General features: G+C 63.6%; 22 protein-coding genes. 11 read left to right on the plus strand and 11 right to left on the minus strand.

Annotation, left to right across the window (positions count from 1 at the left end; all coding sequences use genetic code 11):
- Positions 1-99 precede the first annotated feature (99 nt).
- The 8 genes from MKZ40_RS05995 to MKZ40_RS06030 form a co-directional block, all read right to left on the minus strand.
- Positions 100-798 carry an ABC-type transport auxiliary lipoprotein family protein gene (locus tag MKZ40_RS05995; RefSeq protein ID WP_175088156.1) on the minus strand — a complete coding sequence of 233 codons (699 nt, stop codon included), beginning with the start codon at positions 796-798 and terminating at the stop codon, positions 100-102.
- A gap of 11 nt (positions 799-809) precedes the next feature.
- Entirely contained in the window at positions 810-2,375 is a 1,566-nt protein-coding gene (pqiB, locus tag MKZ40_RS06000; protein ID WP_348994688.1) for an intermembrane transport protein PqiB, read from the minus strand.
- Positions 2,376-2,440: 65 nt separating this feature from the next.
- Positions 2,441-3,943, minus strand: a complete 1,503-nt coding sequence (locus MKZ40_RS06005; protein WP_175088154.1) for a paraquat-inducible protein A — start codon at positions 3,941-3,943, stop codon at positions 2,441-2,443.
- Between the two features lie 376 nt (positions 3,944-4,319).
- Positions 4,320-7,451 carry an efflux RND transporter permease subunit gene (locus MKZ40_RS06010; RefSeq protein WP_175088153.1) on the minus strand — a complete coding sequence of 1,044 codons (3,132 nt, stop codon included), beginning with the start codon at positions 7,449-7,451 and terminating at the stop codon, positions 4,320-4,322.
- 101 nt (positions 7,452-7,552) lie between these two features.
- Positions 7,553-8,851, minus strand: a complete 1,299-nt coding sequence (locus MKZ40_RS06015) for an efflux RND transporter periplasmic adaptor subunit (RefSeq protein ID WP_175088152.1) — start codon at positions 8,849-8,851, stop codon at positions 7,553-7,555.
- 540 nt (positions 8,852-9,391) lie between these two features.
- Positions 9,392-10,579 carry a TRC40/GET3/ArsA family transport-energizing ATPase gene (locus tag MKZ40_RS06020; RefSeq protein ID WP_175088151.1) on the minus strand — a complete coding sequence of 396 codons (1,188 nt, stop codon included), beginning with the start codon at positions 10,577-10,579 and terminating at the stop codon, positions 9,392-9,394.
- A 17-nt stretch (positions 10,580-10,596) separates the two neighbouring features.
- Entirely contained in the window at positions 10,597-10,917 is a 321-nt protein-coding gene (locus tag MKZ40_RS06025) for a cory-CC-star protein (protein WP_217485768.1), read from the minus strand.
- Positions 10,907-12,655, minus strand: coding sequence for a carbon starvation protein A (locus tag MKZ40_RS06030; RefSeq protein ID WP_175088150.1), 1,749 nt, complete (start codon positions 12,653-12,655; stop codon positions 10,907-10,909). Before MKZ40_RS06030 ends, MKZ40_RS06025 begins: the two co-directional genes overlap by 11 nt.
- Before the next feature lie 444 nt (positions 12,656-13,099).
- On the opposite strand from MKZ40_RS06030, the gene coxB reads away from it, so the two are divergent.
- The 4 genes from coxB to MKZ40_RS06050 are packed head-to-tail and all read left to right on the plus strand — an operon-like array spanning position 13,100 to position 17,436.
- Positions 13,100-14,275, plus strand: a complete 1,176-nt coding sequence (gene coxB / locus MKZ40_RS06035; RefSeq protein ID WP_254626936.1) for a cytochrome c oxidase subunit II — start codon at positions 13,100-13,102, stop codon at positions 14,273-14,275.
- A 30-nt stretch (positions 14,276-14,305) separates the two neighbouring features.
- Entirely contained in the window at positions 14,306-15,958 is a 1,653-nt protein-coding gene (gene ctaD, locus MKZ40_RS06040; protein ID WP_175088149.1) for a cytochrome c oxidase subunit I, read from the plus strand.
- Between the two features lie 27 nt (positions 15,959-15,985).
- Complete coding sequence (locus MKZ40_RS06045) at positions 15,986-16,579, plus strand: cytochrome c oxidase assembly protein (RefSeq protein WP_175088148.1); 594 nt, start codon at positions 15,986-15,988, stop codon at positions 16,577-16,579.
- Positions 16,576-17,436, plus strand: a complete 861-nt coding sequence (locus MKZ40_RS06050; protein ID WP_175088147.1) for a cytochrome c oxidase subunit 3 — start codon at positions 16,576-16,578, stop codon at positions 17,434-17,436. The genes MKZ40_RS06045 and MKZ40_RS06050 overlap by 4 nt, the downstream gene beginning before the upstream one ends.
- Before the next feature lie 17 nt (positions 17,437-17,453).
- Here MKZ40_RS06050 and MKZ40_RS06055 read toward each other — a convergent pair whose 3' ends face one another.
- Complete coding sequence (locus MKZ40_RS06055) at positions 17,454-17,645, minus strand: DUF2909 domain-containing protein (protein WP_043337068.1); 192 nt, start codon at positions 17,643-17,645, stop codon at positions 17,454-17,456.
- Here MKZ40_RS06055 and MKZ40_RS06060 point away from each other — a divergent pair.
- From MKZ40_RS06060 to MKZ40_RS06070, 3 genes are all read left to right on the plus strand, one after another.
- A complete protein-coding gene (locus MKZ40_RS06060; RefSeq protein ID WP_175088146.1) occupies positions 17,644-18,489 on the plus strand; it encodes an SURF1 family protein in 846 nt (281 codons plus the stop codon). The two genes, MKZ40_RS06055 and MKZ40_RS06060, sit on opposite strands and share 2 nt — an antisense overlap.
- Before the next feature lie 75 nt (positions 18,490-18,564).
- Positions 18,565-19,206 carry a hypothetical protein gene (locus MKZ40_RS06065; RefSeq protein WP_175088145.1) on the plus strand — a complete coding sequence of 214 codons (642 nt, stop codon included), beginning with the start codon at positions 18,565-18,567 and terminating at the stop codon, positions 19,204-19,206.
- An 86-nt stretch (positions 19,207-19,292) separates the two neighbouring features.
- Positions 19,293-20,660: a COX15/CtaA family protein gene (locus MKZ40_RS06070; RefSeq protein WP_348994689.1), complete on the plus strand. Its 1,368-nt coding sequence runs from the start codon at positions 19,293-19,295 to the stop codon at positions 20,658-20,660.
- Positions 20,661-20,770: 110 nt separating this feature from the next.
- Here the strand turns inward: MKZ40_RS06070 and MKZ40_RS06075 are convergent, their stop codons facing one another.
- Both MKZ40_RS06075 and MKZ40_RS06080 read right to left on the minus strand, forming a co-directional pair.
- Positions 20,771-21,166 (minus strand): glutathione S-transferase N-terminal domain-containing protein, encoded by a 396-nt coding sequence (locus MKZ40_RS06075; protein ID WP_175088144.1) that lies wholly within the window; start codon positions 21,164-21,166, stop codon positions 20,771-20,773.
- Between the two features lie 75 nt (positions 21,167-21,241).
- The gene (locus MKZ40_RS06080; RefSeq protein WP_175088143.1) at positions 21,242-22,309 is read right to left on the minus strand and encodes a LysR family transcriptional regulator; all 1,068 of its coding nucleotides are present in this window, start codon (positions 22,307-22,309) and stop codon (positions 21,242-21,244) included.
- Between the two features lie 164 nt (positions 22,310-22,473).
- Here MKZ40_RS06080 and MKZ40_RS06085 point away from each other — a divergent pair, with 164 nt between their 5' ends.
- The 4 genes from MKZ40_RS06085 (at position 22,474) to MKZ40_RS06100 (ending at position 26,515) form a co-directional block, all read left to right on the plus strand.
- Complete coding sequence (locus tag MKZ40_RS06085) at positions 22,474-23,646, plus strand: multidrug effflux MFS transporter (RefSeq protein WP_175088142.1); 1,173 nt, start codon at positions 22,474-22,476, stop codon at positions 23,644-23,646.
- 145 nt (positions 23,647-23,791) lie between these two features.
- A complete protein-coding gene (gene yegS / locus MKZ40_RS06090) occupies positions 23,792-24,700 on the plus strand; it encodes a lipid kinase YegS (protein ID WP_175088141.1) in 909 nt (302 codons plus the stop codon).
- A 181-nt stretch (positions 24,701-24,881) separates the two neighbouring features.
- The gene (locus MKZ40_RS06095) at positions 24,882-25,337 is read left to right on the plus strand and encodes an NfeD family protein (RefSeq protein WP_175088140.1); all 456 of its coding nucleotides are present in this window, start codon (positions 24,882-24,884) and stop codon (positions 25,335-25,337) included.
- 152 nt (positions 25,338-25,489) lie between these two features.
- Positions 25,490-26,515, plus strand: coding sequence for an SPFH domain-containing protein (locus MKZ40_RS06100; RefSeq protein ID WP_175088139.1), 1,026 nt, complete (start codon positions 25,490-25,492; stop codon positions 26,513-26,515).
- The last annotated feature ends 65 nt before the right edge of the window (positions 26,516-26,580 follow it).

A 26,580-nucleotide genomic window follows, 5' to 3' on the forward strand; every position in this document is an offset into this window, starting at 1 on the left:
ACACGAAGCCCCCCGACGGAATCCGCCGGGGGGCTTCTTTTTGGACATCCAGCTTTCTGGGTATCTTACCGTGCTCTTTTCTCTTAGACCGTCGGGTCGTCAGCTGGCATCCGCCGTGGCGGGCAGTGCCTTGGCGATCTCACGCGCCAACTGCTCGCCGGTCACACGCCAGCCTTCGCCCAGACTATTGACCAGCGCTGGATAGCCGTCATCCGTCAGGGGAGTCAGCGTCTGGATGTCGCCTTCCTCCAGTACGCTGCCATCCACGCCGCGCAGGCGCCAGCGACCGGTGATGACGGACTGGCCATCATGGCGGCCGATGAAGCGATCCAGGCTTACGCTCAGGCGTGCGCCCTTGAGGCCGCTCAGGCTGGTATCCGCGATACGGTACTGGCTCAGCGGCTGGGCGGGGCTGGCCTTGAGCTGCGTCAGCAGCTGGCGGGTCAGCATGTCCTGCAGATCATCGGCCCACAGGTTCTGGCTGGCCTGTACCAGCGTGATGTCGTCTGTCTGATAGACCAGACTGCCGCCTTCCAGGTAGCTGGCCAGTTGCACCGGCATCACTTCCAGCAGGGGGGCATCTGCGGCAACACTGCGCTGGGCGGCACTCGCTTGGGTCGTTTGTGGCAGCAGGTAAGCGCCACCAGTGGCGGCGGTCGTGCAACCCGCCAGTGTGCCGAGCATCAACAGACCTGCCACCAGGCCGCCGAAGCGGCCCTTGTGCGACATTGAAGTGCGCGGCGAGGCAGACGCGCTGCAGGCTTGTGGCATGGCTGCCGTTCGGGTCGAGAGACTCATGGCTGTCGTCATCATTGGGCCCTTGGAATCGGATCGCGAGTGGTCGGCTTGTCGAAGATCAGGCTGGAGGGATTCTTCTCCAGCGTATCGAGCAGCGGTTCTGCCTTCTTGAGCACACGGTCCAGTCGTTCGAGATCGCCTTCCAGCTTGCGGTAGGCGGAAGAATCCGGCGTCAGGCCATCCAGGGTGCGATTGAGGTTGTCGATGCTGGTGCTGATATCGCTCGGCAGCTTCTGCACCTCGTCGGAACCCAACAGGGCATCGACATGGCCGGCGGTCTTGTCGAGACGCTTCACCAGGCTCTCTGAGGCCGACAGGGTCTTGTTGAGATTGCCCAGAACCGGCTCGATGTCCAGGCCATTGAGCTTGTCGAGCAGCGCATTGAGCTTGGCTTCCATCTGAGCTAGACCGCCGGAGACACTCGGCATGACCTCGATATCATCGAAGGTATCGGCCTTGTAGGGCGGCGGACTGTCATAGAAGTCGAGATCGACGAACAGCGCGCCGGTCAGCAGGTTGCCGGATTTCAGCGTCGCGCGCATGCCCCGCTTGAAGAGGCGCTCGAGGCGCTTCTTCCACTGCACCACGCCTTCATCATCCACTTGCCCCTCAAGGCGTTCGGGTTCGATGCGAATCAGCACCGGAATCTCGAAGCTCGACAGCGTCCGCACGCGCTGGTGGGTCAGGCGATAGGGCACGCTGACCACGGTGCCGAGGCGTACGCCGCGGTATTCCACCGGCGCGCCGCGCGACAGGCCACGCACGGTATCGTCGACCATGATCACGTAGTCGATGGCCTGATGGAAGCTGCCTTCACGGGCCTCTTCCTGGTCGGAATACAGCGTGAAGGACGTGTTCTCCACCACAGGGCGGCCACGCGGCAGGTCTTCGGGAATGCCGAAGGCGACGCCACCGCTCAGTACGCTTTCCAGTGACCCGACATCGACCTGCAAGCCCTGGGAATCCAGGCGCAGGCTGACCCCGCTGGTGGACCAGAAGCGCGTGGTGGAGGTCACCAGCTCGTTGTAAGGCGAGTCGATGTAGAGGGTGTAGTGCATCTCCTTCTCGCTGGGGCGGAACTCGCTGGATTCCACGCGCCCGACCACGAAGCCTTCGTAGGTGACGGGGTCGCCGTCCGAGAGCACGCTGCCATCGTTGCTGGTGAGGTCGATACGCAGCCCCTTGGCGTCCTGCGTCGTCACCGGCGGTTGCTCCAGCGCCACGAAGTAGTCCTCCTCATCACGACTGTCACCAGGCTGGAGCTGGATATAGGCACCTGACAGCACGGTGTTGAGGCCACTGATCCCCTCGCGACCGATGCGCGGTTTCACGACCCAGAGCCGCGAGTCGGCATTGAGCATGCGCTCGCTGTCCTTGGACATGCGCGCGGTGACGATGGTCTTGTCGAGGTTGTCCGACAGGCGCACGGATTCGACCTTGCCGACTTCGACGTTGCGGGTCTTGATCAGTGTCTTGCCCGCTTCGATGCCTTCCGCCGTCTCCATTTCGATCGTGATCAGCGGGCCACGGCTGGCGTAGTTGTGCCACACCATCCAGGCGCCGATCAGAAGAGCCACGATCGGGACTATCCAGATCGGAGAAAGGCGGCGTCGACTTTCACGACGTGCGCGAGAATCATCACTCATAAGTCATCCTGTGAGTCGGCAGCAGAAGGGGGATTGCGGGAGGCATTCGGGGTCGTGAATGGCGTCGTGAACGGAGGCGTGGCCTGCGAGGATGAGGCAAGAGACGCGGAGCCCGTCAGCGGTGTCAGCGGCAGATCACCGAACAGCGTGTTCGCCATCATTTTCTTCTCCGTCTCGGTGTCCCAGACAAGGCGCGGGTCGAAGCTCAACGCCGACAGCATCGTCAGCACCACCACGCAGGCAAAGGACAATGCCGCAGGCCCGGGGTGCACCGACATCAGCGCACCCAGCTGGATCAACGCGGCCAGCAGCGCCACCACGAAGACATCGACCATCGACCAGCGCCCGATATATTCGGTGATGCGGTACAGGGTCACCCGCGCTCGCGCATGTTGCACCTCGGGGCGCTGGGCGCTGATGCACAACCAGGCGATGGCGATCATCTTCGAGGCCGGCACCAGGATGCTGGCGATGAAGATGACCATCGCGATGGGCCAGTCGCCATGTGACCAGAGCACCACGATGCCACCGGCGATCGTCTGTGGGTCGTTTTCCCCGAGGCTGACCGTGGTCATGATCGGGAAGACATTGGCGGGGATGTACAGAATCGCCGCCGCGATCAGCCACGCCCAGGTGCGCTGAAGGCTCTGCGTCTTGCGCTGATGGACAGGGTCGCCACAGCGGCGACAGTGGGTGTGCGACTCCCGTTCGCCGCAGGCGTTGATCAGACCGCAGCTATGGCAACTGGCCAGTCCCTGCAAGGCGGCACCGATTCCCGGCAGCGTGCCGCTGGGGGCGGCTGGCTCGCCCGCCAGCGCGAACCACATGCGGTCCCCATCGATGCTGGCCAGCGTCTTGGTCATCAGCAGGGCGAAGGCGCAGAATGCCCAGAAGGAGGGCCCGAAGCTGATATCGGCCATGCCGGCGATCTTGACCAGGCTCACCATCACGCCGACCAGAAACACATCTGCCATCATCCACGGGCGCAGGTGGCTCAGGGTGCGCGCAATGCCGCGAATGCCCGGCAAGGGCAGTTTCAGCCCGATGGCCGCATGGGTGTAGATGACGCCAAGCAGGTAGAGCGCCGGCAACATCACGATGGTCAGGATCAGCAGCACGGCCAGAGAAGGATAGGACTCGGCCGTCAGGGCGGCTGGTGTATCGATCAGGCTTAGACTTGCCGAGATGCCACTGGTGGCAAAGGCGATGAACTCGAAGGGCAGCGTCAGCACCAGCATCACCAGGCACGCCATCGCCAGTGCCAGTGTGCGTTGCACGGCATGGGCGTGGCGCTGGGCGAACAGATGATCGCAACGCGGGCAGCGGGCGCGCTCGCCGGCCTTGAGCGCCGGCAATGCCACGACGAGGTCGCAGCACTCGCAGGCACGCATTCGCCGCCGTGATACGCCTGATGTGACAGGCGCGAACACCTGTGGCGGATCACGGGTTTCAAAGGTACGCCGGGTGTAGCGGCGCAGGGCAGCAAGGGGACGAGGCATGTCGCTCCAGCGGGATCGGGTGGTGTATAGCTGTGCCGTGCGTGTTCGGGCCATGCGTAGAGGCTTTGTCAGCCGCGGCTCGAACACGCCTGCGGCTGCGCTCTTGGGGAAGCGCTCTCGGGAATGCGCCGTCAGCTGGTCTGGCCTCATGCACACGCGGATCTGCGAAGATATAGGAGCTGTGAAAGCACCAGGCCTGCACAGGCAAACAGTGTTCGAGAGTAGCATGATGCCGCAAAAGGCTGATGGCACTCAATGCTTGCCGCGTGAGCGCGCCTTTCTTGCCAGGCCATAAACAGGCACGCCGCCCGGAGAGGGCGGCGTGCAGGGCCGTCACGCAATGTGACAGCAATGAGGCTTCTGTCGTGATCAGGGATCAGACAAGGTCATCCTCCTGGCGGGCCGCTTCGTGGGCTCGCTTGAGGTCCTTCGGCTCACCGAAGAGGCGGCGCACGACCACATAGCAGACCGGCACCAGGAAGATCGCCAGCACCGTGGCCGAGATCATCCCGCCGATCACGCCGTTGCCGATGGCGTGACGGCTGGCGGCACCCGCACCCGTCGAGATGGCCAGTGGTACGGCACCCAGGGTGAAGGCCAGCGAGGTCATCAGGATCGGGCGTAGACGCATGCGCACCGCTTCCATGGTGGCATCGATCAGCGAGCGACCCTGCACTTCAAGGTCCTTGGCGAATTCGACGATCAGGATCGCGTTCTTGGCCGAAAGCCCGATGGTCGTCACCAGGCCGACCTGGAAGTAGACGTCATTGTCGAGTCCGCGCATCCAGGTGGCGAGCAGGGCACCCAGTACCCCCAGCGGTACCACCAGCATGACGGAGAACGGAATGCTCCAGCTCTCATACAGCGCGGCCAGACACAGGAAGACGAAGACCAGCGAGATGGCATACAGATACGGTGCCATGCCGCCACTCTGGGATTCCTGCAGCGAGATGCCGGTCCATTCCAGCGCGACGCCATTGTTGAGCTGGCTGACCATCTCTTCCATGGCCTGCATGGCCTCACCGGTGGAATAACCCGGTGCCGCCTGCCCCAGCAGTTCCATCGAGGAGACGCCGTTGTAGCGTTCCAGCTGCGGCGACCCGTAGGTCCACTCGCCGTTGATGAAGGCGCTCAGCGGCACCATCTCGCCGGAGGTGTTGCGTACGTACCACTTCTTGAGGTCTTCCGGCTGCATGCGGGCACTGGCTTCCGCCTGCACATAGACCTTCTTGGTGCGGCCGTTGTCGAGGAAGTCATTGACGTAGGTCGAGCCCCACGCCGTGGAAAGCGTCGAGTAGACCTCTGACAGCGAGACACCCATCGCCGTCGCCTTGAGTTCGTCGATGTTGAGCGTGAACTGCGGGCTGTCTTCCAGGCCATTGGGGCGCAGGCCGGTCACGGCCGGATTCTGGCCCGCCATGCCCAGCAGCTGATTGCGCGCGTCGGTCAATGCCTTGTGGCCGATGCCGCCACGGTCGACCAGCATCATGTCGAAGCCGCTGGCGTTGCCCAGCTCCATGATCGGCGGCGGGTTGATGGCGAAGACCAGGGCTTCCTTCAAGGTGCTGAAGTAGCTCTGTGCTTCACTGACCACGCTGAAGGAATCGCGCTCGCGCTCATCCCACGGCTTCAGGTTGATGAAAGCCAGGCCCATGTTCTGACCGCGACCGGCGAAGCTGAAGCCGGCGACGTCGAACATTTCCTGAACCGCATCTTCCTGATCGACCAGGAAGTGATGCTCGACCTTTTCCAGCGTCTCGAGCGTCTGCTCCTGAGTAGAGCCCACCGGCAGGATGACCTGGTTGAACAGATAGCCCTGATCCTCATCCGGCAGGAAGCCGGTCGAGATGCGCGTGAATACCACGCCACAGCCGACGACGATCAATGCATAGACCAGCATCGAGCGACCGGTGCGCTTGAGCATGCCGCCAACGCCTTTCTGGTAACGCGCGTTGGAGCGATCGAAGACCCGGTTGAAGAGGCCGAAGAAGCCGGTGGTCTTCTCCTTGGTCGGCTTGAGCAGGGTAGCGCACAGGGCCGGCGTCAGGATCAATGCCACCAGTACGGACAGCGTCATCGCCGAGACGATGGTCACCGAGAACTGACGGAAGATCGCACCGGTGGTGCCGGGGAAGAAGGCCATCGGAATGAACACGGATGACAGCACCAGGCCGATACCCACCAGTGCGCCGGTGATCTGGCCCATCGACTTGCGAGTCGCTTCCAGTGGCGAGAGCTTCTCTTCGTGCATGACGCGTTCAACGTTTTCCACCACCACGATCGCATCGTCGACCAATAGCCCGATGGCGAGCACCATGGCGAACATCGTCAAGGTATTGATGGAGAAGCCCAGCACTTCCAGCACCCCGAAGGTGCCCAGCAGCACGACCGGTACCGCGATGGTCGGAATCAGGGTGGCTCGGAAGTTCTGCAGGAACAGCAGCATCACCAGGAAGACCAGTGCCACGGCTTCCAGTAGTGTCATCACCACTTCTTCGATGGAAATCTTGACGAAGGGCGAGGTGTCGTACGGGACCTTGAAGCTCATGCCCGGCGGGAAGTAGGCGGACAGTTCATCGAGGCGGTCCTTGACGGCCTGGACGGTGTCCAGCGCGTTGGCGCCCGAGGCCAGCTTGATCCCCAGGCCTGCAGCAGGCTTGCCGTTGTAGCGGCTGACGGTGCTGTAGGTCTCGGCGCCTTTCTCGACGCGGCCGACGTCACGCAGATAGACCTGAGAGCCATCTTCCTGGGTCTTGAGCAGGATGTTGCCGAACTGCTCCGGGGTTTCAAACAGGGTCTGCGCCACGATGGTGGCGTTGAGCTGCTGGCCTTCTTCCGCCGGCAGATTGCCCAGCTGGCCCGAGGCAATCTGGTTGTTCTGCGTGCTGATGGCCGTGGTGACGTCGCTGGTGGTCAGCTTGAAGTTGTTGAGCTTTTGCGGGTCGAGCCAGACTCGCATGGCCCCCGGCGCGCCGAACAGCTGTGTTTCGCCGACGCCCTGGACACGCGAGACCTCATCCTGGATGTCGGAGGCGACATAGTCGGTCAATTGCTGCTTGGTCATGCTGCCGTCGTCAGAGACGAAGGCCGCGACCATCAGGAAGCTGCCGGAGGACTTGGTGACCGAGACACCCTGGTTCTGTACGGATTGCGGCAGACGCGGAGTGGCCAGCTGCAGCTTGTTCTGTACCTGAACCTGAGCGATGTCGGGGTCGGTGCCGGTGTCAAAGCTCAGCTCGATGCTGGCGTTGCCCTGGGAGTCCGAGGTCGAGCTCATGTACAGCAGATTGTCGATGCCGTTCATCTGCTGCTCGATGACCTGGGTCACCGTGTCTTCCACCGTCTGGGCAGAGGCACCGGAGTAGGTGGCCTGAATGGTGATGCTGGTAGGGGCCAGCGAGGGGTACTGCTCGATCGGTAGCTTGAGGATACTGAAGATCCCCCCCAGCATCACGATGATGGCGAGCACCCAGGCAAAGATAGGGCGATCGATGAAAAATCTGGCCATGACGTTTGAGGCTCCTGGAACGTCGTTCGGGACGGTCGCCAGTCACACGAGAAGCGTCTCTCGTCTGGCTGGCGACAGTGGCGCGAAAAGCGGGGGCAGGCTTACTGGCTATCGCCGGTCCTGGTCTGTTCACTTTCCGAGGAGTCGCTGCTGGCAGCAGTCCGCGACTGAGGTGCGGCGTTCTGGTCAGTGCCTGTCTCATCCGAGGCGATCTCGACCGTGGCACCCGGCTTGATCTTCTGCAGACCGCTGACGATGACCTTGTCATTGCTGTCGAGGCCGCTGGTCACCAGCCACTGATTGTCGATGGCCTGACCGATCACGACCTGCTTGGCCTCGACCTTGTTCTCGGCATTGACTGTCATCACGCTGGCCTGGCCCGTGCTGTCACGGCTCACGGCCTTCTGCGGAATCAGGATGGCATCCTTGGCGACAGCTTCGGTCAGGCGGGCACGCACGAACATGCCCGGCAGCAGCAGCTCATCTTCGTTGGGGAACAGTGCGCGCAGCGTGACCATGCCGGTCCCCTGGTCGACAGTGACATCCGCGAACTGCAGCTTGCCCTTGGCGCCGTAGACGCTGCCGTCTTCCATCACCAGCTCGACTTCCGTCTGGACCGGAGCGGTGGCGGCATCGCGATTCTCGCCCAGCTCACGCTTGAGACGCAGCACTTCGGTGGCGGACTGGGTCAGATCGACATAGATGGGGTCCAGCTGCTGGACGGTGGCCAGGCTGGTTTCCTGGCTGGCCGTGACCAGCGCGCCCTTGGTGACGTTGGACTTGCCGATACGACCACTGATCGGTGAGGTGACCTTGGTGTAATCCAGGTTGATCTGCGCGCTGGATACCGCGGCCTTGGCCGAGGCGACATCGGCACGGTCTTCGCCGACGGTGGCCACGGCATCGTCGTAATCCTGCTGGCTGACCATCTTGCGCGCGACGAGGTTCTTGAAGCGCTTGGCCTTGAGGCTCGAGGTGTTGAGGCTGGCCTCGGCACGCGCCAGGCTCGCCTTGGCGCTCTCGACATCGGCGCGATAGGTGCGCGAATCGATGTGATAGAGCACCTGACCTTCCTCGACGTCACTGCCTTCGGTGAAGTCGCGCGATTCGATGATGCCGCCGACCTGCGGACGCACTTCCGCGATCTGATAGGCACGCGTGCGGCCCGGAAGTTCGGTGGTGAGTGGTACATCCTGGGCAGTGACGGTGACGACATCGACCTGAGCGGCCTGGCTGGCGCCTGCGGCGGGGCCTTGGCCAGCCTCCTCCTTGTCGCCGCTACAGCCGGCCAGCAGGGCACCGACCAGCAGCAGGCTTGCCGGAAGCAGGCCGAGGCGTCGGGCATTGAAAGCCAATGGGTGTCTCTGCAAGCGGGATTGACTGGGGGAAGTCGGGGCCATGGAGCGTCCTTTACGAAATTCAGGGGCTGAAGTGCACCATTATCGCCACATTGTGACTCACCGCAGGTGCGGCGCGTCAAAGCAACGATGTCATGAAGAGGAAGATATTTAGCCCGCTATTCTATCGGAATGGCGAGGCGACTGTATGGTTGTTTTGTGCAGTTATTGCGCACCCTGTTGCAACAGTTTGTTGCCATGTGAGCTGCATTCTGAACGTCATGGAGGGGGATGCAAGACGATGCAATTCGCTTGCCATGCCCGCAGGCGTGCACATGTCTCGCCTCACACAGGGGGCGTGCGCAAGTCAGGTGGGGCTAGGACAGTGATGGTGCATCAATATGCGCAAATTCTGAATAAGTTATCAGATCGAAGTGTCTGAATGATGAACTCCCCGGCCCTGTGCGCAAACGCATGTTGCCAGCACAGGGCGGATCAGCGGATCAGCGGATCAGCGTGAGGCCCGGAGAGCGGGAGGGTGAAAGAGCGGAAGCGCTGAGGATCTGAAGCACTATGGGATGAAGCGTAGGGCAGCCTCTCGAGTCATCTGGCGCGAGCAGCGCAACCGCAAGAGGGCGCGGCAGGGACGGGTGACCAGGGGCGGAACGCCGTGAATTGCACCACCAATGGGGCAAGGCTTGCGCGGTCCTCCGGCAGCTGTGGTTGGCGCAGCAGGCGCAGGCAGGGGCGATCAGCGAAGGCCTCCTCCAGTCTGGCGGCCCAGCGTTGCTGCTGTTCTCGCCAGGTCGCGACCCAGTCAGCCTGCGGCTCGTGGGTCGCTGAGAGAGTCTTGCCAGCCTCTTGCGCGGCGGGTTCCGGCAGGCACTGATTGATGATCAAGCCGCCGACGGCCAGGCCATGAGCTTCCAGCGCCTCTCGTGTTCGAGTTGTCTCCAGACACGGCAGCTTCTCTGGCGTGCTGACCAGAATCACGCGCGCCCGGCGGGTATCGCTCAAGCGCTCACGCAATGCTGCGTAGCGCGTACGGCGTTGCTCCAGCGCCTCGCTGATCGGGTCTTCCGGCGCTTCTTCGCCTGGCGTCTCTGACGCCTGCTGACTGTCCAGCCACAGGCTGCGTTCGGCGACGGCACGCCTGCGCTGACCCAGCATGCCCTCCAGCCAGCCGCCCAGTACTTCGGGCAGGCTGAGCAGGCGAATGGTATGCCCGCTGGGAGCCGTATCGAACAGGATGTGTCGATACGATGAGCTGTCCGGTGTCAGTGGGGTAGGCGGAGCAAGGATGATCCCGACCAGCGCATCGAAGAGTGCCGCTTCACTGGTGCCGGGAGCGTGGCGTGACAGTTCGAGCTGGCGCATCACCGTGGCACTGCGCTCGCCACTCACCAGGGGGGCGGTCCGCTGGCGGACCGCCTCCAGGTAGCGCTCGCATTCCCGCTCGGGGTCCAGTTCCATCACGTCGAGTCGCAGCGCGATGTTGCAGGGCTTGCCACCGACAGCACCGAACAGATCGCCGAGATTGTGCGCGGGGTCCGTCGATATCAGTAGGGTCGCTTCGCCTTTCTCCGCCAGTGCCAGCGCCTGCGCGGCCGCGCAGCTGGTCTTGCCGACACCGCCCTTGCCACCGAAGAACCAGATCTCGGGGGGCTCCGATTTCCCGGCTTGCCCCGGCGCTCGGCCAGGCTGAGGAGTGTGAGTCTCGTAAGTCTCGCGAGCCGCTGACGGCTGAGTGCCTGCCCAGACAGCCGTATCTTTCGCCGTGCGGGATGCCACGCGTTTCCAGAGCCTGCTCAACAGCACTTGATGCCCTCCAGCGGTGAATGCTCAAGCCCCTGACGCAAGTGCCAGTCATGCATGCGTTCCAGCATCAGTGGCAGCATCTCCAGCGAGACGGCCGGCGCCGGATTGGGGATGCCCATCAGCTCCGCGAAGCTCATCATCATGAAGATGTCTTCCTCCTCACGGGCAAGCTGCGCCAGATCGCGCTGCTGGTTGACGCGCAGCATGGCCTCCCAGCCATCCCGCAGCTGAATGGCGCCTGTCAGCAGGCGCCTTGTCAGACTCGGCAGGCGTGGTGATGACGCCAACAGGGTATCGTCATCAGCTCTCATGAGCGCTCACCCGGGCGGGAGACGTCAGGCTGCGGCTGGCCTCGAGCAGAATCCACAGCGCAAACACCATGATAAGGCTGCCGAAGGTGAACAACAGCCATTGTGGGTCGTTGCTGCCCATGCCCGACCAATCCAGCACCACCTGTTGCACCATCGCCCACAGCGTCATGATCATCAGGAAGACCATCGGGGCCAGGGTATAGATGACAGGGCGGCCCTGACGCTTGAGCCACACCGACACCAGCATCAGCGAGATGCCCGCCAGCAGCTGGTTGCTGGTGCCGAACAGTGGCCACAGCAGGTAACCGCCGGAGCCGAAGCCCTTGGGCCCCTGCGGCAGGATGACCAGCGCGGCACTGGCGATGACGGCGATGCTGGTGGCGACATGCTTGTGGCTGAGTGCCGGCATGCCGTATTCGCTGCCCAGTTCCGCGATGATGTAGCGCATCAGCCGTACGGCGGAGTCCAGTGTCGTGGCCGCGAAGCTGACCACGATAACCGCGACCAGCGTACTGCCGACATTGGCGGGCAGGCCGAGATGCGAGATCAACTGACCGGAGCCCTGCACGAAGCTGGAGAGGCCGTTGGCACCGGCGGCAGCGAAGCTTGAATAGGTCGCGCTGAAATCGGCCTGGGTGGCGAACAGGGTCGCCACCGCGATGATGGAAATCAGCGCCAGCATGCCTTCGCCCAGCGCGCCGGAGTAACCGATCAGGCGCGCATCCGGTTCATGGGACAGCTGCTTGGAGGTGGTGCCGGAGGCGACCAGCCCGTGGAAACCCGAGATGGCGCCGCAGGCGATGGTGATGAACAGCAGCGGGTAGAAGGACATCTCGGCCTCGGCGTTGAAGGCCGGCGCCGTCAGCTGCGGGCCACCCACGGCCAGCCCCAGATACAACAGTACCAGCCCGACCACCAACTGGTGCGAGTTGATGGTGTCGCGTGGCTGCAGCAGCTTCCAGACCGGCAGCACCGAGGCGACATAGACATAGGCCATGAGTGCGATGATCCACACCAGGAAGGCGCTGGCGATGGGGGAGAGGCCAAACAGCAGAGTGCCATCCTCGCCACCGGCCATGGTGGTGAAGGCACCCGCCAGGTCGATCTGCAGGAACTCGAACTGACCCGCCAGCAGCGCGGCGGCATACATCACCATCAGCGCGAGCAGTGAGGGAATCAGCATCTTGCCGCCGCGACGATAGACGCGATGGCCGATCCATACCGCCAGCGGAATCTGGATCAGCACCGACATCACGCTGGCCGGGAAGTTGATGAACAGGTTGGCGATCACCCAGGCGAACACCGCGTTCAGCATCAGGACCAAGATCAGGATGATGAACAGGAACAGCAATTTGGCGCGCTTGCCGATCAGCTTGTCCGCCAGGGTGCCGACGGACTGGCCGCGATGTCGCGCCGACAGCGTCAAGGTGCCGAAATCATGCACGCCTGCCGCGAACAGACTGCCCAGCACGACCCACAGCACCGCCGGCAGCCAGCCCCAGTAGACCGCGATGGCCGGCCCGACGATGGGCGCCGCACCAGCGACAGAGGTGAAATGGTGCCCCCACAGTACCCAGCGATTGGTTGGCAGGTAGTCGGTGTCATCGCGCAGCGCATGGGCCGGCGTCACAAAATTCGGGTCGAGGCGGAAGATGCGATCGGCCAGAAAGCGGGAATAGAAGCGATAGCCGATGGCGAAGGCAACGCAACCGAACAGGGCAAGCCAGATGGCGTTCATGGCAGATTCCGAGTGGCGTAGTGATGGATCGAGTAGGGCGTGCTGGCGTATGTCAGGTGTCTGGTCACGTGCCGGAGGGCTCTCAACACGCTGGTGCAGATCGGCGTGACGCTAACATCGATAAATGCGCATATAACTTCGCCATTGGTCGCCCCGACGCGCGCCGACATGTCGCCAGCAAACCGGCAGGACATTGCTGAATCGCCGCCTTCCTGCGTGGACTGAACGCAGAAGCGCTCCATTGCCTTGTGCTCAGGCGGTATCACGCGCGGGGTAGCCGTTTTTGCCTTGCTCTGCCTTGCGACCAAGGAGTATCAGTGGGTTGATCCACGCGACCTTGTGTTCCGCCAAGCTCTTCTATACTCGAAGCAAGTCGGAGCACGGGGAGCCGCTCAGCGCCGTCATCTGGGTGAGGCTCTCGATAACAATGATAAGGAGGCGCCGATGTCATGGATCGCGGAATGCCTTTCCCGTGTCACCAGGCCAATGCATCTGCGCTTGCGGCGTACAGTGACGACCCTGTCACTGACGACCTTGTCACTGACAGGCCTTTCCCCTTCGGTGCTGGCAGTCGAGTACAACATGCCGGTCGGGGTCACCGCGGTCAGCCGCGAGATCCACTCGCTGCACATGATCATCTTCTGGATCTGTGTGGTCATCGGCATCGCGGTGTTCGGCGTGATGGGCTACGCGATGATCAAGCACCGCAAGTCACGTGGCGCGGTATCGGCAAGCTTTCATGAAAATACCCGCATCGAGATTCTGTGGACCGCCATTCCGCTGTTGATCCTGGTGGTGATGGCGGTGCCTGCCACCGCCACGCTCAAGGACATGTACGACGCCTCCGAGTCGGCGCTGGACGTGAAGATCACCGGCCATCAGTGGCGCTGGCAGTACGAGTATCTGGGCGAGGATGTCGCCTTCACCTCAAGCCTCGCGACCCCACGCGAGCAGATCAACAATACCGCCGCCAAGGGCGAGCATTACCTGCTGGAAGTCGACAACCCGCTGGTGTTGCCCATCAATCGCAAGGTGCGCTTCCTGACCACCTCTGCCGATGTCATCCACTCCTGGTGGGTGCCGGACTTCGGCGTCAAGAAAGACGCCATCCCCGGCTTCATCAATGAGGCCTGGACGCGTATCGAGACCCCCGGCACCTATCGTGGCCAGTGCACCGAGCTGTGCGGCAAGGACCATGGCTTCATGCCGGTGGTCGTAGAGGCGTTGCCGGAGGACGAGTTCGATGAGTGGCTGATCGCGCGCAAGGCCGAAGCCGAGGCCGCGCTCAACGATGCCGGTCGTGACTGGAGTCTCGAGGAGCTGATGGAGAAGGGCGAGAAGACCTACGCCACCATCTGCGCCTCCTGTCATCAGCCGGACGGCCAGGGCATGCCGCCGGCGTTCCCCTCGCTGGTAGGCAGTGCCATCGTCACCCAGGACATGCAGGCGCACATCGATATCGTGGTCAACGGCAAGGCGGGCACGCCCATGGCGGCCTTCGCCGATGTGCTGAGCCCGGTCGAGCTGGCGGCTGTCATCACCTATGAGCGCAACGCCTGGGGCAACGATACCGGCGAGCTGGTGCAGCCAGCCGTCATCAAGGAACAGCTGTCTCAATAGCGTGCAAGCGACGCATTCAGGAGGTGTGTCATGGCCAGTGAACAGCCACGCAAGGCAGTACTTCAGGCCAGCGAGAGCGAGGGGGCCACCGCAGGCGGCGCTCATGTGGGCGAGGGCCACGGCAGCGCGCCGCGCGGCATGCTGCGCTGGCTGCTGACCACCAATCACAAGGATATCGGCACCCTCTATCTGATCTTCTCGCTGAGCATGCTGTTCATCGGCGGCATCATGGCGCTGGTGATCCGCACCGAGCTGTTCCAGCCCGGCCTGCAGATGGTGCAGCCGGAGTTCTTCAACCAGATGACCACCATGCATGGGTTGATCATGGTGTTCGGCGCCATCATGCCGGCCTTCACCGGGCTGGCCAACTGGATGATTCCGCTGCAGATCGGCGCGCCCGACATGGCGCTGCCGCGCCTCAACAACTTCAGCTTCTGGCTGTTGCCGGTCGCCTTCCTGTTGCTGCTCTCCACCCTGCTGATGGAGGGCGGTGGCCCCAACTTCGGCTGGACCTTCTACGCGCCGCTGTCCACCACCTATGCGCCGCCTTCGACCAGCTTCTTCATCTTCTCGCTGCACATCGCCGGCATCAGCTCGATTCTCGGCGCCATCAACATCATCGCCACCATCCTCAATCTGCGTGCCCCGGGCATGCGCCTGATGGACATGCCGCTGTTCGTCTGGACCTGGCTGATCACCGCCTTCCTGCTGATCGCGGTGATGCCGGTGCTGGCGGGCGCCATCACCATGATGCTGTTCGACATCAACTTCGGCACCAGCTACTTCAATGCCGCCGGTGGCGGCGACCCGGTGCTGTTCCAGCATCTGTTCTGGTTCTTCGGGCATCCCGAGGTCTACATCATGATCCTGCCGGCCTTCGGCATCGTGTCCGCCATCGTGCCGACCTTCTCGCGCAAGCGGCTGTTCGGTTACGCCTCGATGGTCTACGCCACCGGCTCCATCGCGATCATGTCCTTCCTGGTCTGGGCGCATCACATGTTCGCCGTCGGCCTGCCATTGGTGGCGGAGCTGTTCTTCATGTACACGACGATGCTGATCGCGGTGCCTACCGGCGTGAAGGTCTTCAACTGGATCGCCACCATGTTCCGCGGCTCCTTAAGCTTCGAGCCCCCGATGCTGTTTGCGATCGCCTTCATCGTCCAGTTCACCATCGGCGGCTTCTCGGGCCTGATGCTGGCCATCGCCCCGGCGGATTTCCAGTACCACGACACCTACTTCGTGGTGGCGCATTTCCACTATGTGCTGGTGCCCGGCGCGCTGTTCGCGATTCTCGCCGGAGCCTACTACTGGCTGCCCAAGTGGACCGGCTTCTATCCCCACGAGGGGCTCTCCAAGTGGCATTTCTGGCTCTCGGTCATCGGCGTCAACCTGACCTTCTTCCCGATGCACTTCTCGGGGCTGGCCGGTATGCCGCGCCGCATTCCGGATTACGCGCTGCAATTCGCCGACTTCAACATGCTGTCCAGCATCGGCGCCTTCCTGTTCGGTATCTCGCAGCTGCTGTTCCTGGTCGTGATCGTCAAGTGCGCGCGCGGCGGCGTCAGGGCGCCGGCGTGTGCCTGGGAGGGCGCGGTGGACCTGGAATGGAGCGTGCCGAGCCCGGCGCCGCTGCATACCTTCGAGATTCCTCCGCAGACCCGCGATGGCCAGATCATCCGCTGAGCGATGGACAGCGGCCAGGAGAGTGACATGCCCTCACGCGATCACGCAGCACAGCAACAGGCAGTGGCACGTACCGTGCGGCGCACGCTGCTGGCGCTGGTCGCGATGCTGGGCTTCGCCTTCGCGCTGGTGCCGCTCTATGACGTCTTCTGCAATCTCACCGGCCTCAATGGCAAGGCCGCCAGTCAGGCCAGGGCCGCAGTGGCGATGGAGATCGACGAGAGACGCTGGGTGTCGGTGCGCTTCATCACCCAGCAGGGGCAGGATCTGCCGTGGACACTCGAGGCGCTGGATGAACAGTTCCGCATCCATCCCGGTGGCCAGTACAGCGCGCGCTTCGTGTTCACCAATCACGCCGATCATCCGGTGCGTGGCCGCGCGGTTCCCAGTGTCAGCCCTGCCGAGGGCTCACTGCATTTGCGCAAGATCATGTGCTTCTGCTTCCAGGAGCAGACGCTGGCAGCAGGCGAGCGGCGCGAGCTGCCGCTGGTCTTTCAGGTCGACCCTGACCTCCCGGAGGGCATTCGTGATCTGACCCTGGCCTACACGCTCTATCCGGTCACGACGCCGTCATCCGCGGGGGACGATGGTGCAGAGCATTCTGCAGGAGGTGAAACATGAGCAGTGGCAGCTATTACGTCCCGGCCCATAGTGCCTGGCCCATCTTCGGCGTGCTGGCGGTGGGCGGCATGATGATCGGCACCGGAATCTGGATGGTGTACGGCAGCGCCGCCTGGTTGTCAGGCATCGGTCTGCTGGCCGTGGTGCTGGTGATGGCGGGCTGGTTCCGGGATGTGGTGCGCGAGTCGATGGGCGGCCTCTACGATGATCAGATGGACCGCTCGTTCCGCTGGGGCATGGCCTGGTTCATCTTCTCGGAATTGATGTTCTTCGCGGCCTTCTTCGGGGCGCTGTTCTATCTGCGAACCTTCGCGCTGCCTTGGCTCGATGGTGAGGGCGCCAAGGGAGTGACGGCGCTGCTGTGGCCGGACTTCACTGCCAGCTGGCCCCTGATGACGCCGCCGGATGCCAGCATCGCCGGGCCCAGAGAACTGCTGTCGCCCTGGCAGCTGCCGCTGGCCAACACGCTGTTGCTGGTCAGTTCCAGCGTCACGCTGACGGTGGCGCATGAAGCGCTGAAGATGGAGTTTCGGCGCACCGCGCGCAACTGGCTGGCGGGCACCGTGGTACTGGGGCTGTGCTTTCTGACCCTGCAGGGCATCGAATACTACGAGGCCTGGCACCACCTGGGGCTGACGCTGCAGGCGGGGGTCTATGGCGGTACCTTCTTCCTGCTGACCGGTTTTCATGGTCTGCACGTCACCATCGGCACCCTGATTCTGATCGTGATGCTGGTGCGCGTGATACGCGGCCACTTCTCGAGTGAACGTCACTTCGCCTTCGAAGCGGCTGCCTGGTACTGGCACTTCGTCGATGCGGTGTGGATCGGTCTGTTCCTGTTCGTCTATGTGTTCTGACAGCACGCGGCGTGATGTCAGTCCAGCATTCCGGTGGAGAAGCCAATGACCAGCAGAATCACCAGACACACTGCCAGGCCAACCCGCCATTTGAGAGAGGTCAGCAGGCGTCGACTGCGGCTGCCATCGCGCAGCAGAAAACCGGCGCCGGCGACCAGGCTTGCCAGCATGCCGATAAAGACCAGTGCGATCAGCGATTTGAGCAGCATGTCACCTCCCCGGGCGCAGACAGTGGCGGGCGAGCAGGGCGCGCCACTCGCTTGTGACAGTCGAGCTCATCCGGCAGACAAGCGCAAGTCAGCGCCAGCGGCGCAGGTGTCATCCACAGCGGCGCAGGCGTCTGCAACGGCGGCGACGCAGGAGCACCAGGTCGGACGCGGCTGGTGGCTGTTCTGGGGATGCCTGATCGTGCTCGGCCTGTGCCTGTGCAGCTGGCAGGTGATGCGTGGCCAGGCGCGTGCCCAGCATCTGGAGGATACCGCCAGCGCGCCGGAGCTGGTGATGCCGACGGCACCGCCCGCCAGTGCCAGCCTGATCGAGCTGCGCGGCGAGTGGCTCGCGGAACACAGCCTGCTGCTGGACAACCGCACGCTGGACAAGCGCCATGGCGTGGCGGTGCTCACGCCCTTCCGAACGCTGGATGGCCGCTGGTGGCTGGTGGAGCGTGGCTTCGTGGCATCGCCGGCCCCGCGTAGCGACCCGGAGTTCACGACCCCGACAGGCTCCGGGGTGATCAGTGGTCGCTGGCAGTGGTTGAACGGTCAGGGCACCAGCGGTGGCCCACTGTTCGGCCCCAACCGCGAGGGGCAGCGTCTGCAGCAGGTCGATCTGAGCGCCTGGCAGGCGCTGGGCACACCGGCCTTTGCGGGTGTCCTGCACCAGACGAGCGGGGAGGGGCGATTCCTGCCCTGGTGGCAGCCGAGCAACATGACGCCGGAGCGCCATTACGCCTATGCGCTGCAGTGGCTGGGGCTCAGCCTGGGGGCGGCGGTGGTCATGATTCTGGGTGCGCGCCGTCAACGCCACTCCGCGCTACGTCAGCGCCAGGCCTAGCGCCCGGTGCTTGTGTCTTGAGTCTGTTGTCCGCACACCCGGGCAAGCAGGGAAGCCGTCGTCAGGAGGAGAGCGATGACACACGTGATGCGACAGCGTCTGAAACTCGTGGCCTTGCTGGGGCTGTTGTCCGCCCCGCTGCCCTTGGCGTGGGCCATGCTGAGCGCACAGGTCGGGATCCCCGAGGGGCGGGTGGCAAACGGTGCCTTGCTGCCAAAGGTCAAGCCGCTTACGGACTGGTCGCTCGACTACCTCGTGACAGAAAACGCCACTGACAACGTCACTGAAAACGCCACAGGAAACGCGACTGACAGCGCTGTTGGCGCGAAGGAGGCCCCCGGCATGCCGCCGCTGGCCGCCCGAGGCGCGGATGAGCAGCGTTTCTGGCTCAGCTGGCCGGAGCCGAACCAGCCGCAGCTGGCCGCGGCGCAGGCCGAGCGCTGGTGGCGCCTGCATCGCGCACTTGGCAAGGAGGCGCCGCGCCTGGGCCGTCTGGTGGTGGCTGAAAAGGCCTTTGTGCATCCCCAGGTGCCGGGCGAGCAACGGGCGCTCGGGCACTGGCCGTCGCCAAACGATGCCACTTCTGCGCCGCACCAGTTGCGCCTGATCGACCCTCACGGGCAGGTCGTGGTCGCCTACGGGCCCGAGATCACCCCGCAGGCCGTGATGAAGGATGTGCGCCGGCTGCTCAAGCGTAATCCGGTCGCGCCTCGCTAGGCCGGGCCTCGCTAAGCCAGACCTCGCCAGGTCGGGCCTAGCCAGGCCGGGAGTGATCTTCTTTCGCTTCACCAGGGAGATATGCCATGTCTCGCCTCGCCATACAGAAGCGCCATCCACCGCGGGCCTGCGCCGCCTCGCGGGTTCGCCAACGAGGGGCGGCGTTGCTGCCCCGTCCGTCATTTCTGCGTCATGTCACCGCGGATGAAGCCTCAGCCACGCAGGCCTTCTTGATGAGGACGCCTGAGCTGACATCTGATCTGGTGCATGGCCCTGCCGTCCGGCAGGCGGCGAGCCGATGGGTAACGGCACGCCTGTGGCGCAGCAGTCAGCATCTGGTCGCCAGCATGCTGGGCCTGGTAATCCTGGTGATCGGGTTGGGAGCCTGGACGCGGCTGGTGGACGCCGGACTGGGGTGTCCCGATTGGCCGGGTTGTTATGGCGCTCTGGTCGTGCCGGATGCCCGGACCGCGAGTCTGCACAGCCCGCATCATCCGCTCGAAGGCTACAAGGCGTGGGCGGAGATGATCCATCGCTATGCGGCGAGCCTGCTCGGGCTTGCGGCGATCGCATTGCTCGCGCTGGGCTGGCGGATTCGCCGTCGCGAGGTGCGTCAGACGCAGGTCCTCGAGGGTGGCAGTGGTCAGGCAAAGGCTGCTGATCACTGGGGCACGCAGGCAAGCACTCGTTTTCCGATGGCCGGCTGCTGGCTGTTGTTGGGCATGTTGTTGGTTCAGGGCGCGTTCGGGGCCTTTACCGTGACGTTGAAGCTGTGGCCGCAGGTGGTGACGCTGCATCTGCTGGGCGGCCTGAGCGTGTTGAGCCTATTGCTGTTGCTGTGGCTATCACTTAGACGGCGGGCGGCGCACCTCAAGGTGACGGCTGAGCAACAGAATGCGGACGCTGATGCAAGGCACATCCGGCGTCAGCCCTGGCTGGCTACTCTGGCTGCGGCTCTGCTGCTGGGGCAGCTGGCCCTGGGAGGCTGGACCTCGAGCAATTATGCTGGGCTTGCCTGTGAAGGTTTCCCGTCCTGCAATGGTGCCGCCTGGCCGGCGATGGACTGGGGAGAGGGCTTCCACCTGACCCAGGATGTCGGCCCCAGCTATCTGCATGGGCAGCTACATGGTGAGGCGCGCACTGCCATCCATATGGCGCACCGTGGCGGGGCCGTGCTACTGGGGGCGGTGCTGTTGGCGCTGTATTGGCGCCAGCGCCGCCACTTGCCGGGACGGACGACAGCGTACGACAACCCCTGGCGCTGGGCGCTGGGGTGTTGGCTGGTGCAGGCAGGCCTGGGAATCGCCAATGTGCTGTGGTGGTTGCCGCTGGATCTGGCGCTGGCGCATACCCTGGGGGCCGTCGCGCTGACGCTGGCGATGGTATGGGCGCTGGATCAGATGCGCCAGGCGACTCGTCGCAAGCGGGCACCCGTCTCGCAGGCGCTGGCCTGATGAGAGGCGAAACGAGGGGCTCCCAAGCGCGTGATCGCGCCCACCAGACCGCAAGAGGCCGCTCATGAGAGCGGCCTCTTGCGGTCTGTGTCGTATCAGCCTGTGTATTGTCAGGCCGCGCTACCGAAGCGCTCCTGCAGGTAGGCATTGATGGTGTCGGATTCGTATATCCACTCTTCGCGACCATCGTCATGAGTGATCAGCAGGCACGGCACCTTGACGCGGCCGCCACCCTGTTCGAGGGCCTGGCGGTGAGTGGCATTGTGCTGGGTGTCGCGCTGCTCGACATTCAGGTTCAGCTGATGCATGCGCTTGCGCACCTTGATGCAGAACGGGCAGGTCGAGAATTGATACAGCGCCAGCTTGGCCGTCTCGGCGTCCACCTCGGCCTGCTGGGCGGGGCTGCGCTCGAGCGCGCTGCCGCGGGTCAGCTTCTCGCTGAGCAGCATGAAGGGAGCCAGCACCAGACGCAGGGTGCGGAAGAACAGGCGGATGATGGAGCGCATGGCAGAACCTCATGGGACGTGCGGGTATCGACGCCAGTGCCGCAGGGCGGGTGGCGAATTCACAATGGGGCCATTCTAGAGCTCAGCGGCCTCGGCGTCTTCCCCATGCGCGTTGCGGATGTGCGTCAGCAGGGACTGTCGCAACCAGCGGTGCCCGGGGTCCTGCGCGTGGCTGGCATGCCAGATCAAGCGGTAGCTGAGCGCGGGCAGTCGCATCGGTAGCTCAAGGATCGCCAGCCCATGCAGCTCGCTGCTGGCCTGGGCAAAGCTTCTGGGTGCACAGAATACCAGCTCACTGTGCGCGACGATGCTCAGGGCATCGCGGAAATCCGGCACCAGCACGCTGATGCGGCGTGGTGCGCCGTGCTGTTCCAGGCGCTCATCCAGCGACCAGCGTGAGCGCCCCTCGCAGGTGGCCTGCACATGACTCAATGCCGCGAATTCGTTCAGCGTCATCGGTGTCTGGCGCCGCGTGAGCGGATGATCACGTCGCACCAGAATCACATGGTCGTCGCGCCACAGCAGGCGTGATTGGAAGCCAGCGGGGAGGGCTGGCGGCTCGCCCGGGGTCTCGGCACTATGATCGTGTCCGGCAAGCCCGATATCCAGCTGGCCCTTTTCCATCAGGCTCAGGCAATCGGCCTGCCAGCGGCTGAGCTCGAGGCTGCCATGCGGCAGCGCATCGGTCAGTGCCCTCGTGCAGGATGGCATCAGGGTCGCCCAGGCGCTTTCCAGCACCGCCAGCTGAAAGCGTCGCTGGCTGGTGGCGGGGGTGAAGGTGGCAGGGGCGCTCAGATTCTCGAGACGCGAGAGCAGCTCGGCCAGCTCACCACGCAAGGACAGAGCACGCGCCGTGGGGCGCAGACCATGGCGTTCGCGAATGAAAAGGGCGTCATCAAACATCACGCGCAGGCGTGCCAGACTCTTGCTGACGGCAGACTGCGAGAGGTGCAGACGGCCCGCCGCGCGCGTCACGCTGCACTCTTCCAGCAATACCTGCAGCACCTGTAGCAGATTGAGGTCGATGCGCGTGTTGAAGGGCGTGGCCGCTGGTGCTGAGCCCGAAGACGCAGACAGCGAAGACGCGGCTGAAGACTGGGCGGCAACCGGCCTTGCGGGTGTCTGCGGAGCTGTCGCGCTCATGAGTTTCTCCAGTGGAATATCAGGCCTGAAATAATATCATTTTTCTTCATAAGTCGCAGGCGCTAGGCTCTGCGGATTCTTGATGGCCCCTCTGTCGGGCCGCCCTTGGCTTCTGACTCTCGAGATTATCCATGTCCGTGTCCTCCTCTGCTGCCGCAAGGCCCATGCCCAACGCACGACTATTGCTGTTGTTGCTGGTCGGCTGCGTGATGTTCTCGCCGCTGGCGATCGATATCTATCTGCCCTCATTGCCGGCGATGGCGCGTGAATTCGCTCAGCCCACCGATGTGATGCAGATGACAGTGACGCTGTTTCTGGGCGCTGTGGGGGTCGGGCAGATTCTGGTCGGCCCGTTGACGGACCTCTACGGACGGCGTCCGGCGCTCTTGGGTGGCGCGACGGTCTATCTCGTCGGCGCGATGGTCGCCGTGCTGGCCCAGGACATCAGCATGCTGTATCTCGGGCGTATCCTGCAGGGGCTGGGGGCATGCGCCACGGTGACGGTGGCCTTCGCGGCCGTGCGTGATTGCTACACGCCGGAGCAGGGCGCCAGAATGTACAGCTATCTCAATGGTGCGCTGTGCATCATTCCGGCGCTGGCGCCGGTGCTGGGCGGCCTGCTGGCGGTGCAGTTCGGCTGGCGCTCCAACTTCCTGTTCATGGCCGCCTTCGCGCTATGCGTCGGCCTGATGGCGTGGAAGAGCTTTGGCGAGACGCGTCCTGCCACGACGGTCGTGGAGCGTCCGCTGTACAACTGGGCGCGCTATCGCCCCGTGATGACCAGCTGGCGCTTCCTGTATCAGGCACTGGTCGCGATGGCCGCGATGAGCGCCATCCTGCTGTATGTGTCGTCGTCCTCCGAACTGCTGGTCGAGCGCCTCGGTCACTCCGAGCTGGTCTTCAGTGCCCTGTTCGGCGGCAATGCCGTGATCAATATCATCACCTTCTTCTTCGCACCGCGCGTGATCACGCGCCTCGGCCGTCAGCCCACCGTGCGTCTGGGGCTGGCGATCATCCTGCTCTCCGGCCTGATGCAGGGCGCAGCCTTCGCCTGGCTGCCACTGTCTGCCGCTGCCTTCATGGTGCCGGTGGCAGTGCTGTCGGTCGGCTTCTCTCTGGCACTCGGGGCGGCATCAAGCCTGGCGCTGGAGGCCTTCGCTGAGCGTGCCGGCACTGCGGCGGCGCTGCTCGGCAGCATCCAGCTCGGCGGTTCGGCAGTAGTGGCAACGGCGCTGCTCAATACGCCGCTCGCCCCTCAGCAGGGCCTGCTGCTCATCAGCGTGGTGATGGTGCTGCCGTTGTTGCTGTTGGGCGCGCGACGTCAGCCGGGCGTCTAGTCGTCAGGACTGGCCGGTGCGGCTGATGGGCATGAAGGACTTGCTGGCTGACAATCGCGGCGGGTCACAGGGCCGAGATGGTTCATTGAAGGCCCCCGACCAGAGTATGCTTGTCGCTCGATCCGCATGTCGCCAAGGAGGCACCATGGAATCAGCGGCGCGTGTGCGCGTGATACTCAACGGGGACAAGGCTCAGCAGCCGGAGCTGCGTGAGGCCATCTTCGCTCAGCGTGAGCGTATGGCAGGGCTTGAAGTGCGGTTGACCTTCGAGGGAAATGACGTCGCGAGGCTGGTGAGCGAGGCAGTCGATGAAGGCGTCACGCGGCTGGTCGTTGGCGGCGGTGACGGCACCCTCAACCTGATCACCAATGCATTGATGCAGCATCCACTCGCGAGGCGCCCGGAAGTCGCGATCCTGCCGTTGGGCACCGCCAATGATCTGGCGACCTCGCTCGGCATCCCCGAGCCGGTGACGGAATCGCTGGCGCTGGCCTGTGAAGGGGAAGCACGGGCTGTGGATGTGGTGCAGCTGGATGATGCCTACTTCCTCAACATGGCCTCGGCGGGCTTCGGTGCCGAGGTGACGCGTTCGACGCCCGGGGGCCTCAAGAAGCTGTTCGGTGGCGGGGCCTATTCACTGATGGGCGTGCTCAAGGCATGGGACTTCCGTCCCTATCGTGGCAGCGTGACCCTCAACGGGGTGGAGGAGGAGCTGGCGTTGTTCGTGCTGGCGATCGGCAATGGTCGTCAGGCGGGCGGCGGTCAGGAGCTGGCGCCTCGGGCGCTGCTCGATGATGGCTGCTTCGATGTGCTGGTGATTCGCGACTTCCCCATCGCGCGTGTGGGTGAGGTGATCGAGGAGCTGGAGTCGCTCCCTGACAACGGCCATTTCGTGCGGTATGTGCGTACTGATTCGCTGCACTATCGTGGTGGGTCGCTACCGGTGAATCTCGATGGCGAGAGCTATCTGATCGAGAACAGCGAATTCCAGCTGATTCCCGGCGCTCTGCGTCTGGTCGCCCCGCAGGACGCCGCCCTGCTGACACACTCATGAGCCCGCAGTTGAGCCATTGAGCGCTGGCTGAGCCATGAGAGCTGGCTGAGCCATGAGAGCTGGCTGGTACACGAGCGCAGTCTGAGGTTTACTCAGGCTGCGCTCGTTGCGTTGGTGGCAGCGTGTTCTTCCAATCTCTCGGCCGCGCAAGGCGGGAGTCAGGACCTCAGGGAGTGATTGCATGGTCGGTTTGGCGGCATGGCATATCTGGGTCATCCTCGCGTTGGCTCTGGCGGGGCTTGAGTTGCTGGGGGCGCAGTTCGTGTTGCTGGCACTGGGTGTCAGTGCCCTCGGGGGCGCTCTGGCGGCAGGGCTGGGGGCGGGGCTAAACATCCAGTTGATCAGCGTCGCGATCACGGCTCTGGTGCTGGTGCCGCTGTTCGTGCGCAAGATCCATCCCTATCTGTTGCCCAAGACGCCCTACGGCACCCTGGGCAGCGGCGCGGAGACTGGGCAGCTGGCCAAGGTGATCATCGGCAACGGTGGCAAACCTGCCGTACGCGTGTCAGGCAATGAGTATCCGCTACGCTGGGAGGGGGAGACACCGCCGGCAGCGGGGGACACGGTCAGGATCGTCAGCGTCGAAGGCATCACCGTCTGTGTCGAACCTGTCTCGAAGGAATCGGTCTCGAAGTAGTCTGTCTCGAAGTAGTCTATCTCGAAGGAAACTGCACAAAGACGCCATGAGATCGCGGCTCGACGGCGCGGTCGTGGTGGCAGCGGGTCAAGCGTGATCGGATATCTTACAAGGGCTTGCGGATACGGCCCAGTTCAAGGGAGTTGAGCAATATGATTATCAGTCCGGGACTCATCATCATTCTTTTCATACTGGCGCTGGTGGTAATCCTGCTGGCCAAGGGATTGATGATTGTCCAGCAGTCGGAAGCCGTCGTCATCGAACGCCTCGGCAGCTACAGTCGCACACTGGAATCCGGCGTGAATCTGGTGATTCCATTCATCGACAAACCGCGCTCCATCACCATTCGTCGTTATCGTGAGGTCAAGGGTGACAACCTGCCGTTGGTGGTGGAAGAGACGCGCATCGATCGCCGTGAGACGGTAATGGACTTCCCCGGCCAGAGCGTGGTGACGACGGACAACGTCACCGTGACCGTCAACGGGGCACTCTACTTCCAGATCGTCGATCCCAAGCGCGCCGTCTATGAAGTCGAGAACTTTACCCAGGCTGTCGAAGTCCTGGCCAAGACCAGCCTGCGCTCCGAGATCGGTCGCATGGAGCTCGACAAGCTCTTCGAGAGTCGCAAGGAGGTCAACGACGCCTTGCAGATCACCATGGATGAGGTCGGTGACAAGTGGGGCGTCAAGGTGACGCGCGTCGAGATCCAGGACATCAGCATGCCCGAGGAAGTCGAGGATGCGATGCGGCTGCAGATGGCGGCCGAGCGCAAGCGTCGCGCCACGGTGACCGAGGCCAATGGCCAGCGCGAAGCCGCCATCGCGACCGCCGAGGGCGAGAAGCAGTCTTCGGTGCTGCGCGCCGAGGGTGACAAGCAGGCCGCGATTCTGCGCGCCGAAGGTGAGCGTCAGGCCATCTATCAGCTGCGCGATGCCATCGGTGCGCAAGACCCGCAGCTGGTGGTCGGCTACATGCTGGGCCAGAAATATCTGCAGGTCCTGCCGGACATGGCGAGGGAAGGTGATCGCGTCTTCATCCCCTATGAGGCTTCTGCCTTGCTGGGTGCCATGGGCAGTTTCCGCGAGCTTGCCACTGAAGTCGGCGAGCCCACCAACGCCAGCAATGAAGGGCTGAGACGCGCCCGTCAGATGATGACAGGCGAAGCGGGCCTGGGCTGAGTGTATTGTGCCGAGCAGTGAGTGGCAGTAGGCTGCCGCTCCACTGAATATTCACCGCATCTGGA

The organism is Cobetia sp. BMC6 (assembly GCF_029991385.1).
In the GTDB taxonomy this organism is placed as follows: Bacteria; Pseudomonadota; Gammaproteobacteria; order Pseudomonadales; family Halomonadaceae; genus Cobetia.

What these genes read in the sequence shown, in the direction of transcription:
- MKZ40_RS06010 (WP_175088153.1), bottom strand. Translation starts at nt 7,451, where the DNA reads ATGGCCAGATTTTTCATCGATCGCCCTATCTTTGCCTGGGTGCTCGCC.
- MKZ40_RS06055 (WP_043337068.1), bottom strand. Translation starts at nt 17,645, where the DNA reads ATGCTGCTCAAATCGCTGATCGCACTGGTCTTTATCGGCATGCTGGCA.
- MKZ40_RS06060 (WP_175088146.1), top strand. Translation starts at nt 17,644, where the DNA reads ATGTCACCTCCCCGGGCGCAGACAGTGGCGGGCGAGCAGGGCGCGCCA.
- MKZ40_RS06005 (WP_175088154.1), bottom strand. Translation starts at nt 3,943, where the DNA reads ATGCCTCGTCCCCTTGCTGCCCTGCGCCGCTACACCCGGCGTACCTTT.
- yegS (WP_175088141.1), top strand. Translation starts at nt 23,792, where the DNA reads ATGGAATCAGCGGCGCGTGTGCGCGTGATACTCAACGGGGACAAGGCT.
- MKZ40_RS06100 (WP_175088139.1), top strand. Translation starts at nt 25,490, where the DNA reads ATGATTATCAGTCCGGGACTCATCATCATTCTTTTCATACTGGCGCTG.
- MKZ40_RS06015 (WP_175088152.1), bottom strand. Translation starts at nt 8,851, where the DNA reads ATGGCCCCGACTTCCCCCAGTCAATCCCGCTTGCAGAGACACCCATTG.
- MKZ40_RS06065 (WP_175088145.1), top strand. Translation starts at nt 18,565, where the DNA reads ATGACACACGTGATGCGACAGCGTCTGAAACTCGTGGCCTTGCTGGGG.
- MKZ40_RS06070 (WP_348994689.1), top strand. Translation starts at nt 19,293, where the DNA reads ATGTCTCGCCTCGCCATACAGAAGCGCCATCCACCGCGGGCCTGCGCC.
- MKZ40_RS06030 (WP_175088150.1), bottom strand. Translation starts at nt 12,655, where the DNA reads ATGAACGCCATCTGGCTTGCCCTGTTCGGTTGCGTTGCCTTCGCCATC.
- MKZ40_RS06050 (WP_175088147.1), top strand. Translation starts at nt 16,576, where the DNA reads ATGAGCAGTGGCAGCTATTACGTCCCGGCCCATAGTGCCTGGCCCATC.
- MKZ40_RS06045 (WP_175088148.1), top strand. Translation starts at nt 15,986, where the DNA reads ATGCCCTCACGCGATCACGCAGCACAGCAACAGGCAGTGGCACGTACC.
- ctaD (WP_175088149.1), top strand. Translation starts at nt 14,306, where the DNA reads ATGGCCAGTGAACAGCCACGCAAGGCAGTACTTCAGGCCAGCGAGAGC.
- coxB (WP_254626936.1), top strand. Translation starts at nt 13,100, where the DNA reads ATGTCATGGATCGCGGAATGCCTTTCCCGTGTCACCAGGCCAATGCAT.
- MKZ40_RS06085 (WP_175088142.1), top strand. Translation starts at nt 22,474, where the DNA reads ATGCCCAACGCACGACTATTGCTGTTGTTGCTGGTCGGCTGCGTGATG.
- MKZ40_RS05995 (WP_175088156.1), bottom strand. Translation starts at nt 798, where the DNA reads ATGAGTCTCTCGACCCGAACGGCAGCCATGCCACAAGCCTGCAGCGCG.
- MKZ40_RS06025 (WP_217485768.1), bottom strand. Translation starts at nt 10,917, where the DNA reads ATGAGAGCTGATGACGATACCCTGTTGGCGTCATCACCACGCCTGCCG.
- MKZ40_RS06095 (WP_175088140.1), top strand. Translation starts at nt 24,882, where the DNA reads ATGGTCGGTTTGGCGGCATGGCATATCTGGGTCATCCTCGCGTTGGCT.
- MKZ40_RS06080 (WP_175088143.1), bottom strand. Translation starts at nt 22,309, where the DNA reads ATGAGCGCGACAGCTCCGCAGACACCCGCAAGGCCGGTTGCCGCCCAG.
- MKZ40_RS06075 (WP_175088144.1), bottom strand. Translation starts at nt 21,166, where the DNA reads ATGCGCTCCATCATCCGCCTGTTCTTCCGCACCCTGCGTCTGGTGCTG.